The organism is Paenibacillus tyrphae (genome assembly GCF_027925525.1).
In the GTDB taxonomy this organism is placed as follows: Bacteria; Bacillota; Bacilli; order Paenibacillales; family NBRC-103111; genus Paenibacillus_G; species Paenibacillus_G tyrfis_B.
On record NZ_BSDJ01000004.1, the window covers coordinates 153,951 to 166,502 of the forward strand.

A 12,552-nucleotide genomic window follows, 5' to 3' on the forward strand; every position below is an offset into this window, starting at 1 on the left:
AACTTTTTAGTTCTTATACTTGCTAAAGCAACTAATGTTCTAGCAATTAGATTGAGGGTGAGAGAATGGAAACAGGTGAGGTCAAGGCAGCTATTTTTGACTCGCGTTATCGGGCGTTGACCATCGGCATCATTTTGGCTGTGACTACCGTAGCGTTCGAAGGATTGGCGATTACGACCATCGCGCCGGATTTGGCGCAACATTTGAACGGCATTTCGTTATACGGCTGGATCTTCAGCGCATTTCTGTTGACGCAAATATTGGGCACGATGGTCATCGGCCAGCAAATCGGCAAAATCGGCGTGTATCGCTCTTTTTCTTTGTCTATCGTTATTTTTGTAGCCGGTATTTTGGTTGCCGCCACCTCCGCGAATATGCCGATGTTAATCACGGGGAGGGCGTTTCAAGGCTTTGGCGCAGGCGCTATTGTCACATGTGTGTACTACAGCATTACTTTAAGCTATCCCGATGCGCTCCGGACGAAAATTTTGGCCGTGTTTTCCAGCGCCTATATTTTGCCCGCGTTGATCGGTCCGTATATTGCGGGCCTGCTGGCCGAATATGTCTCGTGGAGATTTGTGTTCTGGATTGTATTGCCCTTGATCGCGGTGGCCGTCTTGCTGACGCTTCCTTCCTTTCGTAAGCTTCAAACGGCTAGCGCTCCGGTTCAAAAAAGCGGCCGCAAGGAAGGATACGCTGTATTGCTGACGGTAGGCACAGGGCTGCTGCTGAGCGGGTTGGGCTTTGCCTCCGATTGGAAGGGCATTGCGCTTGTACTTATCGGGTTGATCGTCATGGTCCGGCCACTGCAGCAACTGCTCCCTGCAGGAACGTTCACCGTCAAAAAAGGGCTGCCGGCCACCATTGTTTCAAGAGGGCTGTATGTCGCGTGCTATGTTGCCACCGAGAGCTATGTCGTCTTGGCGCTGACGGAAGTCAAAGGCTTGCCCGCAGACCTTACCGGATTGATCGTCGCCGCAGGTGCGTTAAGCTGGTCCGCCGCAGCGTGGCTGCAATCCAAACTGGACGAAAAGGATAGCGGACGCGGCAGAAAAAAACGGATTACAGCCGGTATCGGCTTAATGATCGTCGGCGTATCGCTGGTCATCACGGCTGTAGGACTGGAGAGCGGGGGAATTGGGTTTGCCGTCATCTCGCAAATCTTTACCGGCTTCAGCATTGGGTTGGCCAATCCGACGACAGGAGCGATTGCGCTGCAGCATGCCCGCTCAGGCGAGGAAGGCGAGATTTCCGCGTATCTTCAATTCGTCGACGCTTTTTGCCCGGGAGTGAGCATTGGTATAGGCGGAGCTTTAATCGCGGTAAGCGAGCATTTTAGCCAAGGCATCTTTATGGGGATCATGCTGGCTTTAGTGGTTCAACTGCTCTTCATCGTCCTGAGCTTTCTTATCTCTTTCCGTATTGCCAAGAGAGCCGATTAACCTTCCATAAACAGCTTCTTGGTCAGCATGGTGGCTAAATGATCGACAGACATCACTGGAATGCCAATCAGAGGCGCGATTTGACTCCAAATCGAAGAGCCGTGGTTTGACAAAATAACCAGCCCCATCTCTTTTTCGCGGTTAAACGTGATAAAGGAACTCGATCCATACGTTCCTCCGTTGTGCCAATGCGTAGTCGTGCCGTCCTTTTCTTTGTACCTCATCCAACCGAAACCGATACCGATCCCTCGGCCCGGCATCATAGCATAATGCTCCTCCAAGCATTCTGCAATCGCCGGGCCGAGGGGAGAGTCGAAATGGCTTAAATGCGCATCCAAATAGTTAAGCATATCGGTTATCGTCGAACGGACCGCCCCGGCGCCCCCCAGCGTATCAAAGAAGTCCCAATGCCGCATGGGCTTGCCTTTGGAATTAAACACAGGAAGAAGCTGTCCGGCCGGCTGTCGGCTCATGCCTGTCCCAGAATCCGTCATGCCAAGAGGATTAAATATATGTCCGGCCAGCGCTTCATTCAAGCTTATGCCCAACCGTCTGGACAGTAGCCAGCCAAGTAAGCCGAAGCCGTAATTGGAATAGCGGTGCTTGCTGTTCTTCTTGGGACTCTCCGACAAAACAGCTTCGATTAAGCGGGTATCGTCATAATTCGCGTAAGGATTCAACCGATCGGTGATGGCAGATCTAAAATTCCCCGGTACGTCAGGCAGGCCGGCGGTATGCGTAACAAGCTCCAACAGCGTGGTTTGATTGGCAAATGAGCTGGAAGACCATTCCGGAACGAAAGTCGAAAGCCGATCGGAGCGGCTCCACATCCCGTTCTGTTCTCCTATTGCGAGTAATAGACCGATCAAGGTTTTGGTAATTGAGCCGATCTCATAGATCGACTTCGGGCAGCCAACTTCTTCGGATTGTTGCCCAGTCCATATCGTTCGTGCGGATTTCCGGATCAAACCGACCGTTAAACGATGTGTCGGGAGATTCGCCCATCGGTGAATGCGTTTCTGAGACATGATATTTGCTATAGCGTTATCCAAGCTAACTCACCTCGATTAGCGTTTTTTATTTATGATATTGTTATGATATCACTATTAGAAGTTATTTACAATTAGTGCATAAAAAATATACGTCGTCCTTTCGGGGCGACCAAAGTGTTGAGAAAGTGGTCAAAAGGGATAATAGAGGTTACGAAGAGGTGGGGTATCCACTTCCGACCGCTGTTGTCCTCGGGAAATTTGATTGGAAGCCGCTTAACAGCGGACATTTCCCGAAGACAAAGGCGGCCGCTATCGCTTCTCCAGTGGATACCCCACTTCCGTATGCATCTCTATTTTTGTTAAAGTCCACTTTCTCAACAAGCTCGTCGTCCTTTCGGGGCGACGTATATTTTTTAGGGTATTCGGATTTTATAGTGGAGACAAACTAAAAACATTTCACTTATAAATCGGAGAATATGGTGGTATTTTGCTAAAGCCTTGATTTGGAGCAATATCGTAGTACAATGGTTTTATGACTACTCAAATAATGTTTAATGATGAGCAAAGGGTCAAAATATTTAAGGCATTAGCTGATGAAACAAGACTGGATATCATTCGAACTCTGTACACCAACAAGAAGGAGATGAATTGCGGAGAAGTAATGGACATTCGCGATACTTCGAAATCGAATACTTCGTATCATTTGCGCACATTAAGGGAGGCGAAATTGATCAAGGTACGAAAAGAAGCTCAAACGAAGTATATGAGTATCGATATAGAGACTTTTCAAACTTACTTGCCCGGATTTCTGGATACGCTGTAGAAAGAAATCTATTTTTTTGTTCATTAGTTCAATAGTTATTCAACTACAAAACTAATTGCGATAGGAGAAGGTAATAAGCATGAAAAAATTAACAGCATTATTTTTCCTCATCATGTTTGTGATCGGTACGGATACATTTTTGATTTCTCCACTCATCCCCACTCTTCAGAGCTTGTTTCATATCTCGACCGAGTATTCCGGTTGGATGGTGGGAGCCTATGCTTTAGGTTATGCCGTATTTGCACTGATTGCCGGGCCGCTTTCCGATGGATGGGATCGAAAAAAAGTGATGCTTTACGGCATGGTTTGCTTCTCGGTTTCAACCATATTATGCGGCTTTGCCACAGGCTTTTGGTCGATGTTTTTATTCCGTTTTTTAGCCGGAGTCAGCGCAGCATTTACAGCGCCTCAAGTCTGGGCCTCCATTTCTGCTCTGTTTCCTGCGCCCAAGATCGCCAAAGTATCAGGAATCGTAATGGCAGGCTTGGCTGCTTCCCAAGCGTTCGGGACACCTATTGGAAGCCTGCTTGCTACAACCCATTGGTCTTATCCTTTTTTTACAATCGGTGTATGCTCGTTGTTGGTGGCGATATGTATTTTTTATGCTTTGCCCGAAATGAAACCGAAGCAAGACCAAAGATCCAAGATTCCAATATTTAAAAGATACGTCCCACTATTGACAAGCCGAATAGCGAGAAGGTCTTTCCTGGCTCATTTCTTCTTTCAATGTGGATTTTTTGCTGCCTTTTCTTTCATTGGAAAATGGATGACGGACCGCTTTCACCTTTCGATTGATCAAGTGGGGTACGTGATGTTTTTTCTTGGTCTTGGAAATATGGTCGGGAGCATTAGCGGTGCTTATGTGATCAAAAGGTTGAACCGATTGAATACAATGGTAGTGGGTTTTCTTGTTTCGATTGCATGCTTTATTGCTTTGCCTCACCTGTCGTCGGTTGCGGCTTTTGAAGGTGTATACTTTTTAATTTTTGTTAATATGGGAATCGCATTTCCGCTGATTTTGGGACTGCTGAATTCGTTAAATCCGACAATCCGCGGCACGATCTCAAGCTTGGCCAATTCGATCATGTACGCTGCGACAACACTCGGCTCTTGGGTCGCAGGCTTGATTTATGCGACTTTTAACGGTTTTTCCGCCGTAGGCATATTTGCGGCTATTTGCTTTGCCGGTTCATTGTTATCTTTTATATTCAGTGGTATTTTGACTACTCACTCGAAAACGAAAAAGGAACTTGCATCTTAAATGCATAGAAGAATTCAAATGGACGATATTCTAAATCTTCCAAAATTCAACATACTAAGTATTCGTGAGAATCAATTTGATTTTCTAATACAAGTGGTGGCGAGTTCTCCACCTTTAGCTTGCCCTCATTGTGGATGCAATGCGAACCTCTATAAGCACGATAACAGGGAACAGGTTTGTATGGATTTGCCTATCCACGGAAAGTGTGTAGGACTTCTTATAAAGCGTCAGAGGTATCGTTGTTGTGAATGTTCTCAAACCTTCTGGGAACATTTAGACCACACCATTGACGAAAGACGGAACTGCACCAAGCGATTGTTGACTTACATTGAGAAGCAGAGTCTTAAACGAACATTCGTCAGTATTTCAGAAGACGTAGGGCTTAGCGAAAAGACGATACGCAATATTTTTCGTGATTATATTAACCGTCTGAAAGAAACGTTACGATTTGAAACCCCTAATTGGCTTGGTATAGACGAAATTCACATGATGAAACCAAGATGCGTTTTGACCAACATCGAGGAACGTACTTTGTTAGACGTTCTGCCCAATCGGAGCAAGGAAACGGTTGTAGGCTACCTCTCACGCCTTCCAAACAGAGGACGAGTACAGTACGTTGCTATGAATATGTGGCAACCGTACAAGGACGCTGTAAAGACTGTATTGCCCAAGGCGACTATCATTATTGATAAATGTCACGTTGTCCGTATGGCGAATCAAGCGTTAGAAACCATCCGCAAACAGCTTCGAGAGGGCTTAAAACCGAAGGAACGTCGGGGGCTTATGCACGACCGTTTTATCCTTCTGAAACGCCACAAAGAGCTCACGGAGATGGAAAAGATAACGCTTGACCTGTGGACTGAGAATCACCCCTCTCTCGGTATTGCGTATGAATTAAAGGAGTCCTTTTTCGATATTTGGGAAAGCGATACAAGACAAAAGGCATTCCTCAAATACCACGTTTGGAAATCTAAAATACCCAAAGAGCTCCAATCCGCTTTTGAGCCTCTTACAAAGGCTATGGCAAACTGGGAAGAAGAGATATTCGCCTACTTCGACCATCGTATTACAAACGCCTATACGGAGTCTCTGAACAGCCTTGTCCATGTCATTAACCGTTTGGGGAGAGGCTACTCATTTGAAGCCCTACGAGCCAAAGTTCTCTTTACAGAAGGACTTACAAAGGAGCGTGGAGAACTTCTTGGTATCGACATTTCAACCATGATAGAGAAATTGGAGAAGGGCGAATTATAAGCCCTTTTCCACTATAAAAAGGGGAGGAAACGATTGGAAGGACCGATGTAAGTGAATGACAAGGAGAATCCATATATGATAAATAAAGTGATAGCGAGATCCATAGGGAGCGCAATCCTTGCCCTCATCATGGCTTCAATGATTGGATGCGGCACGAGTACTCCATCTTCGGCGTTAAACGATAACGTTCAGCATGCGCCTTCGGGAAATAAGCCGGAAGAAGTGAAAACGACCATAGCTTCTTCGCCATTGGAATCGTGGGTCGGGGAGTATGAATTTTCGGAATACGCCCCTCCGGATCAAAATATGTTTTATCGAATTAATATATATAAAGAGAGTAAAAGCTACTACGCGACAATTGACATCGATGGCTTTCAAACGATGGAACGACTTCAGGCGAAAGTGGAGGGAGACGGCAAAGCGATAAAAATCATTTTTGACAAGTATTTGCCCGATAACTTAGGGGAGCCATATAGTCCCGGAGACGTCTTATTACGTTTGGAAAAAAAGGAATCGGTTTTGAACACATTTTGGGAGAAAGTCCAACCCATGCTTAAGGATGACGGCGAATCCGGCAAGACTTACTTTGAGGCGGCGGCTCGCTCAAGCTGAGACTTGTCTATTGCGCCGCATCCTCCCCGGATTGGCGAATAATTCGTACGAGATTTGCAGCAGCGGCGGACAAAGGCTCGTTTTTGCGGGTACAGATGGCAATTGTATTTTGCAGCCGGACACCCTCAACGTAAACCCGGCATAGCTCGCCGCGCTGCACATATTCCCGCACGACCAACGAAGAAACGAAATTGGCGCCATAGCCGGCAATAACGGCCATGATCGCTTCATGCAATCCGTTGAATTGCAGCGTGATTCGGGGTTTGGATACGCTGTAGGTCCGGCATAAAGCCAGCAATCTTTCCCGTGTTGAGCTTCCTTCCTCCCGCATGACGAAAGGCTCCTTCATCATTTCGCCCAGCGAAACTTGCTGATTCGCATATTTGTGATTCGGCGCTACCACGAACCACAGCTCGTCGCGAAACAACTCTTCCGTTTGAATCGCATCGGGGTATTCTTCCGCCAGCCCTCCATAAACCGCAAGGTCCACTTCCATCTGTAAAAGCTGCTTGAGTGCATCGCTTGAATTGGTCGTTGTAATTGTCATTTCGACCTGTTCGTACTGCTGTTTAAACTTCGCGATCCAGGCGGGGATCAAAAACTGGGCCGGTAAATAGGTCGCAGCCAATCGAATATGTCCGTTCGTGCCGTTGCGGTATTCGTGACAAAATTGATCGATCTGCTGTTCTACCGCGAACAGTCTCTTTGCGAGCAGAGCTATTTTTTCACCGGCATCCGTCAGGGCAATCCCTCTTCCACTAGGCTTCAATAAAGAAATGGAAAGCTCCTTTTCGAATTTCTTGATCTGGGCCGTGATGGCCGGTTGGCTAATATTCAACAGTTCGGAGGCGCGGGTTACATTTCCCGTGGAAGCGATCGTATGAAACAGTCGCAGGGCATGAAGATTCATGGCAAGTCTCCTTAGTTCTATATACAAAATATATGGAATCAATAAAACAATATATTATATTTATGGTTTCGAATCAATTAAAATCAATGTTGAAGTCAAATACAAACCGAGGAGCTGGGATAAAATGAATACATTGGACATGTGGAGCCGGGTCGATCAGTATATTACGGAGAAGCTCATACCTCATGACACCGTGCTGGAGCAGGCTTTGTCCGCAAACCGGCAAGCGGGCTTGCCGCCGTATGACGTCTCTGCAGCCCAAGGAAAGCTGCTGCAATTATTTGTCCGGATGCAAAACGCCAAGCGGGCTTGCCGCCGTATGACGTCTCTGCAGCCCAAGGAAAGCTGCTGCAATTATTTGTCCGGATGCAAAACGCCAAGCGTATTCTTGAAATCGGAACGTTGGGAGGCTACAGCACCATTTGGATGGCAAGGGCGCTGCCGGCAGATGGACGTCTCGTTACCCTGGAGCTCGATCCGCGGCATGCGGAGGTAGCGCAGGCGAATGTATCCCTTGCTCAGGTGGAGGGAGTTGTGGAAATCCGGGTAGGGGACGCGCTTGAGCAGTTGGCTAAGCTGGAAGAGGAAGGAGCCGCGCCTTTTGATCTCGTATTCATTGATGCGGATAAGCCGAATAACCCCGCATATTTGAAATGGGCGCTTCGCTTGTCCCGCCCCGGGACAATCATTATTGGGGACAATGTCATTCGCCGCGGCGAGATTATGAACGAAGCCAGCACAGATCCCCGTGTCAATGGAGTCAGGGAGTTTTATGACCTGCTAGCGGAAGAAGCCCGAATATCCGCTACGGCGATTCAAACTGTGGGCAGTAAGGGATACGACGGGTTCGTCCTAGGGGTCGTAAACGGATAATTCGGCGAAAGCCATGCGCGGGGCAGAACAGCAATCCGCAAGAAACCGCATCCCCTTTTGTATGCTAAGATGGAGCTGTAAGGTCAGGCGAGAGGACATTCATTCCAATCGAGTGCAAAAGGAGCGATTTCGTTGCAAAAAATTACCCCTTTCTTGTGGTTTGACGGCAAAGCGGAAGAAGCGATGAATTTTTATACCTCCATCTTTGCAGATTCGAAGATCGAAAGCGTCACACGCTACGGAGAAGGTGGACGCGGCCCGAAGGGAACGGTCATGTCAGGAACGTTCCAGCTTAACGGGCAATCGTTTATGGCCTTAAACGGCGGTCCGCAGTTCAGCTTTTCCCCGGCCGTCTCGTTCTTCGTGAACTGCGAGACGCAGCAGGAGATCGACGAGCTGTGGGAGAAGCTCTCCGAAGGCGGGGAGCCAGGAAGATGCGGCTGGCTCACGGATAAGTTTGGGCTTTCGTGGCAGATCGTTCCCAAGATTTTGGGCGAGCTGCTGGAGGACAAGGATGCCGAGAAATCGGCGAGGGTGATGCAGGCCATGCTTCAAATGGATAAAATGGACATCGAAGCTTTAAAGCGGGCTTACGAGAGATCGCTCGACTAACGCGCCAATCCGGGCCGTACTCTCTTTTGAAGAGGGGTACGGCCTTCTTTTTATTTTTATCGTTTAGGCGGGCTTGACCGAAATCTTCTTCCCCCTCGTGAAGCTGACCAAGGCAGCCGCCAGTCCGATCACCAAGATGAAGCTTGCGGCCCAAGGGTTATACTGTAGGGTGGAAGCGGCGTTAACCATGAATCCCCCTGTCCCGGCTCCCGCCGCCAATCCCAAATGCACGATCGATGTATTCAGGCTAAGAACGAAATTCGACGATTCTGGCGCTTGTTGAATGAAATAGCTTTGGATTGCCGGGCCGTTTGCAAACATGGTAAATATGATGACGGCCAGCAGCGTCAACCCGATCCCGGGCACATCCGAAACGAAAGGCAGCACAGCCAGTGCCGCGATATGAACGGCAATGCTGAACGTAATGACCCGGGCCGCTCCCCATCGATCGACGCCGTAGCCGCCCAGTCGGGAGCCGATGGCGCCAAAAATGCCGAAAGCCAGCATAATGATGCTAATGTTCGAGGCTTGGACATGAAGGATGCCTTGAAGATACGGCGTCAAATAAGTAAACACGATCGAATTTCCCGACTCCCGGAAAAACGTGAGCAGCAGGCCGCTTACGACAACGACGCTTCCCAGCACTTTGAATTGCTGCCGGAATGAAACCGGCGCATCCCCTTCGATATCCGGGAGAAGACGCCAGATGACGATGCTAATTCCTAAGCTGAATAAGCCGAGAATCAGGAAGATGGATTGCCAGTTCAGCCAATTCGTTATGATTATCCCGATCGGGACGCCCAAGATCATGGCGCTGCTAAAGCCTAGAATGATGGTGCCGATGGCGCTGCCCAATTTTTCGCGGGGGACCAGTTTGGCGGCCATGCCCAGCGCTACGACAAGATAGACGCCGGCGCTTACCCCCAATATGACGCGTGAGGCCATCAGGATAACGATATTCGAGCTACCGAACGAGATCAAGCAGCCCACAATAAAAAGCGCCAGTGAGCCTAGCAATACTTTTCTGCGTCTCAAGCGGGCGGTGACGGATACGACAGCCGGGGTGCCAATGGCGAAGGCAAGGGAGTAGGTGGTAATCAATTGCCCGGCAAGGGCAAGGGAAATATTTAAGCTTTCGGCAAGGACATTAAGAATGCCGGATACGACGAGCTCGGAGGTTGCCGTTAAAAACACGCCAAGCGCAAGGGTGTAAATAGACATGCGATGCATTGGAATCATTCCTTTCCGCTGTCCGGGACAGCAGCCGAAATCGGGTCATGGCCGGCGCATGCCGATTCGGCAATTGGGATTGCGAGATCTCTTGGTTGTATTATAATAAGGGTACGTATTTTACGTAAGAAGGCAAAATATTTGGATATTATCCAATTGTTTTGATTAACTAAATAAAAGTAAGTAGGTGGAGAGCATGGAGCCTGCAAAGGAAGAGGAGAAAGGGTTCTCGAATATCTGCTCGGTGCTGCAAATTTTGGGAGCGAAATGGGCTTTCTTAGTCATTGCCGAGCTGTCCAAGGGGCCCAAACGGTTCAAGCAGCTTCACCGGGATGTGGCGGTCGTCAGAACGCAATCTTTAACGGATGTACTGCGGCATTTGGAGAACAGCGGGATTGTCCGCCGCGAAGTTTTTCCTACGGTCCCCGTAACCGTACAGTATTCGTTGACGGAAAAGGGTTTGGATTTTCAAGCTGCGCTTAAGGAAATGGAGAGATGGGCCGCCAAGTGGGGGAAGCCGGAGGACGGGAATCTGCCGGAGAACTAGGGGCTAGCCTAATAAAAGAACCGCGACCCGTTGATCGGGATTCGCGGTTCTTGCACGTTGCCGGAGCACGCGGCTTTTAAGGTTTTGCAAACAAATCCCGTGCGGTCTGGATAAACAGCTTGACAGCGATGGAAGCTTCTTGCAGGGAAGATACCGCCAGATTAATTTCTCTGTAAGGGTGAGGGGTTAAAGCATGCATTTGAACGTTAGGAGGCAAGGTTGACAGGGCAATCGAGATGTTCGACATGATCGCCACGCCGAGTCCTTCCTGGATCATGTTCAACGAGGTGTTCACGTTGTGAACGATATATTTGACTTGAAGACGGGCTCCGGCTTCCCGGAATCGCTCAAAGATCGGGATTTCGTAGCCCCCGTTGCAGATGATCATCGCCTCGTCGCTCAATTCTTGTAAATGAATGGTCGAACGATCTGCCAGAGGATGGTCGTCCCGGATGAACAGAAACATCTCTTCTTTTAGCAAGGGGGTAACTTCAAATTCATCATGCGGCGGAATGAGAAAGGCGACATCGATCATTCTGGAGGCCAGCCGTTCTCTGAGGTCGTCGATGGTGCCTTCGTACAGATCGAATTGAATGCGGGGATATTTCTCCCCGATGACTCTGAAAATTTTGGGCAGAAAATAAGCGGAAGCCGAGGGGAAAGAGCCGATCCGAATCGTCCCGACTTCGAAGCCTTTTTCGGCCATCACTTCCTGCTCCACCTTCTCGAAGCCCTGCAAAATATCCCGGAACACAACCAAGAGGCGTTCGCCGATATCCGTCAAAATAATCCCGTTCCTTCGGTCGCGGATCAGGAGGGTCACGCCGAGCTCAGCTTCCAGTGTGGAGACGGCGCGGCTGACGGCAGGCTGTGTCATATTCAATTCATGACCGGCTTTGGTGAAGCTCCCGGTTTCGGCGATTTTGACGAACAGCTGAATTTGGGAATGGGTCATAACACTTATGATATGCTCCTTATAATAAACATTCATTTTATTTATTTCGTTAGTTATTGTATCATGAGAAAACATTGACAACAAGGAGTGTTCATCGTGTTGCAGCTCTCACGCTCGCGGGCGGCTTTGTACCTCGCCTTTCTCGTCATCGTCTGGGGAATCAACTGGCCGCTGTCCAAATATACGCTTTCCTTTTCGCCGCCTTTATTATTTGCAGGCTTGAGGACGTGCATTGGGGGATTGATTCTCATCTGCGTTGCCTTGCCCGGCTACAAGAAGCTCAATTGGAAGCAGACGTGGCCCGTTTATGTGATTTCGTCCGTGCTGAACATCATTCTCTTTTACGGCCTTCAGACGATCGGACTGAACTATTTGCCGGCCGGTCTCTTTTCGGCCATCGTTTTCCTGCAGCCCGTGCTGCTGGGGATTTTATCGTGGCTTTGGCTGGGGGAAGAGATGTTCAGCTTGAAATGGATCGGGCTTGTGCTCGGGTTCCTCGGTGTATTCGAGATCAGCGCAAGCAGTCTGGCCGGACATCTGTCCGTTACCGGAATCGTGCTCGCTCTCGGCTGCGCGGTCAGTTGGGCCTTGGGTACCATGTATACGAAGAAAATGTCGGCGCGGGTCGATATGGTTTGGGCCGTGGCGCTTCAATTGATGATCGGCGGCATTTTGCTATTAGGCTCGGGCTCTGTCCTGGAAAAATGGACGGATATCGTCTGGAACGTTCCGTTCGTATCGAGTCTGCTGTTTATTTCGGTTTTCGTTATTGCGCTAGGCTGGCTCGCTTACTTCAAGCTTGTCGGCTCCGGCGAAGCCGGCAAGGTCGGAGCGTTCACGTTTCTGATCCCGCTGATTGCGATTACTTGCAGCGTCCTGTTTCTGGGCGAGCGAATATCCATAAATTTGGTGGCGGGACTCGTGCTCATCGTCGGCAGCATTCTGCTGGTCAACGCAAGGTCGATATTCCTGGTGAAAAAGCCGACAGGATTGCAGAGGTAAAATTCAATCGAAAGATGACCCCCAACGCTTGTGTTTGGC

General features: G+C 48.9%; 12 protein-coding genes and 1 pseudogene. 9 read left to right on the top strand and 4 right to left on the bottom strand.

Annotation, left to right across the window (positions count from 1 at the left end; genetic code table 11):
• The first annotated feature begins 65 nt into the window (after positions 1-65).
• A complete protein-coding gene (locus tag QMG93_RS06075) occupies positions 66-1,442 on the top strand; it encodes an MFS transporter (protein ID WP_281934472.1) in 1,377 nt (458 codons plus the stop codon).
• On the opposite strand, the gene QMG93_RS06080 is transcribed toward QMG93_RS06075, so the two are convergent.
• A complete protein-coding gene (locus QMG93_RS06080; protein WP_281934858.1) occupies positions 1,439-2,470 on the bottom strand; it encodes a serine hydrolase domain-containing protein in 1,032 nt (343 codons plus the stop codon). The genes QMG93_RS06075 and QMG93_RS06080 overlap by 4 nt on opposite strands.
• A gap of 496 nt (positions 2,471-2,966) precedes the next feature.
• Here QMG93_RS06080 and QMG93_RS06085 point away from each other — a divergent pair, with 496 nt between their 5' ends.
• From QMG93_RS06085 to QMG93_RS06100, 4 genes are all read left to right on the top strand, one after another.
• Positions 2,967-3,257 carry an ArsR/SmtB family transcription factor gene (locus QMG93_RS06085; RefSeq protein WP_127458932.1) on the top strand — a complete coding sequence of 97 codons (291 nt, stop codon included), beginning with the start codon at positions 2,967-2,969 and terminating at the stop codon, positions 3,255-3,257.
• 79 nt (positions 3,258-3,336) lie between these two features.
• Positions 3,337-4,518, top strand: coding sequence for an MFS transporter (locus QMG93_RS06090; protein WP_281934476.1), 1,182 nt, complete (start codon positions 3,337-3,339; stop codon positions 4,516-4,518).
• 18 nt (positions 4,519-4,536) lie between these two features.
• Complete coding sequence (locus QMG93_RS06095; protein ID WP_281934477.1) at positions 4,537-5,772, top strand: ISL3 family transposase; 1,236 nt, start codon at positions 4,537-4,539, stop codon at positions 5,770-5,772.
• Between the two features lie 75 nt (positions 5,773-5,847).
• Positions 5,848-6,384: a DUF5991 domain-containing protein gene (locus QMG93_RS06100; RefSeq protein WP_281934479.1), complete on the top strand. Its 537-nt coding sequence runs from the start codon at positions 5,848-5,850 to the stop codon at positions 6,382-6,384.
• A gap of 7 nt (positions 6,385-6,391) precedes the next feature.
• Here QMG93_RS06100 and QMG93_RS06105 read toward each other — a convergent pair whose 3' ends face one another.
• Positions 6,392-7,294 carry a LysR family transcriptional regulator gene (locus QMG93_RS06105; protein ID WP_088834055.1) on the bottom strand — a complete coding sequence of 301 codons (903 nt, stop codon included), beginning with the start codon at positions 7,292-7,294 and terminating at the stop codon, positions 6,392-6,394.
• Positions 7,295-7,418: 124 nt separating this feature from the next.
• On the opposite strand from QMG93_RS06105, the pseudogene QMG93_RS06110 reads away from it, so the two are divergent.
• Positions 7,419-8,167 (top strand): annotated as a pseudogene (locus tag QMG93_RS06110) (O-methyltransferase).
• Positions 8,168-8,299: 132 nt separating this feature from the next.
• The gene (locus QMG93_RS06115) at positions 8,300-8,779 is read left to right on the top strand and encodes a VOC family protein (protein ID WP_281934483.1); all 480 of its coding nucleotides are present in this window, start codon (positions 8,300-8,302) and stop codon (positions 8,777-8,779) included.
• 63 nt (positions 8,780-8,842) lie between these two features.
• Here QMG93_RS06115 and QMG93_RS06120 read toward each other — a convergent pair whose 3' ends face one another.
• Positions 8,843-10,009 carry an MFS transporter gene (locus tag QMG93_RS06120; RefSeq protein ID WP_281934485.1) on the bottom strand — a complete coding sequence of 389 codons (1,167 nt, stop codon included), beginning with the start codon at positions 10,007-10,009 and terminating at the stop codon, positions 8,843-8,845.
• 196 nt (positions 10,010-10,205) lie between these two features.
• Between QMG93_RS06120 and QMG93_RS06125 the strand changes: the two genes are divergently transcribed.
• Positions 10,206-10,556, top strand: a complete 351-nt coding sequence (locus tag QMG93_RS06125) for a winged helix-turn-helix transcriptional regulator (RefSeq protein WP_281934487.1) — start codon at positions 10,206-10,208, stop codon at positions 10,554-10,556.
• Positions 10,557-10,632: 76 nt separating this feature from the next.
• Here the strand turns inward: QMG93_RS06125 and QMG93_RS06130 are convergent, their stop codons facing one another.
• Complete coding sequence (locus QMG93_RS06130; protein WP_281934489.1) at positions 10,633-11,511, bottom strand: LysR family transcriptional regulator; 879 nt, start codon at positions 11,509-11,511, stop codon at positions 10,633-10,635.
• 96 nt (positions 11,512-11,607) lie between these two features.
• On the opposite strand from QMG93_RS06130, the gene QMG93_RS06135 reads away from it, so the two are divergent.
• Positions 11,608-12,513, top strand: a complete 906-nt coding sequence (locus QMG93_RS06135) for a DMT family transporter (RefSeq protein WP_281934491.1) — start codon at positions 11,608-11,610, stop codon at positions 12,511-12,513.
• The last annotated feature ends 39 nt before the right edge of the window (positions 12,514-12,552 follow it).

Bases quoted from the DNA above. Each gene is read 5' to 3' on its own strand.
- QMG93_RS06090 (WP_281934476.1), top strand. From the start codon at position 3,337: ATGAAAAAATTAACAGCATTATTTTTCCTCATCATGTTTGTGATCGGT.
- QMG93_RS06075 (WP_281934472.1), top strand. From the start codon at position 66: ATGGAAACAGGTGAGGTCAAGGCAGCTATTTTTGACTCGCGTTATCGG.
- QMG93_RS06095 (WP_281934477.1), top strand. From the start codon at position 4,537: ATGGACGATATTCTAAATCTTCCAAAATTCAACATACTAAGTATTCGT.
- QMG93_RS06125 (WP_281934487.1), top strand. From the start codon at position 10,206: ATGGAGCCTGCAAAGGAAGAGGAGAAAGGGTTCTCGAATATCTGCTCG.
- QMG93_RS06130 (WP_281934489.1), bottom strand. From the start codon at position 11,511: ATGACCCATTCCCAAATTCAGCTGTTCGTCAAAATCGCCGAAACCGGG.
- QMG93_RS06100 (WP_281934479.1), top strand. From the start codon at position 5,848: ATGATAAATAAAGTGATAGCGAGATCCATAGGGAGCGCAATCCTTGCC.
- QMG93_RS06080 (WP_281934858.1), bottom strand. From the start codon at position 2,470: ATGTCTCAGAAACGCATTCACCGATGGGCGAATCTCCCGACACATCGT.
- QMG93_RS06085 (WP_127458932.1), top strand. From the start codon at position 2,967: ATGACTACTCAAATAATGTTTAATGATGAGCAAAGGGTCAAAATATTT.
- QMG93_RS06105 (WP_088834055.1), bottom strand. From the start codon at position 7,294: ATGAATCTTCATGCCCTGCGACTGTTTCATACGATCGCTTCCACGGGA.
- QMG93_RS06120 (WP_281934485.1), bottom strand. From the start codon at position 10,009: ATGCATCGCATGTCTATTTACACCCTTGCGCTTGGCGTGTTTTTAACG.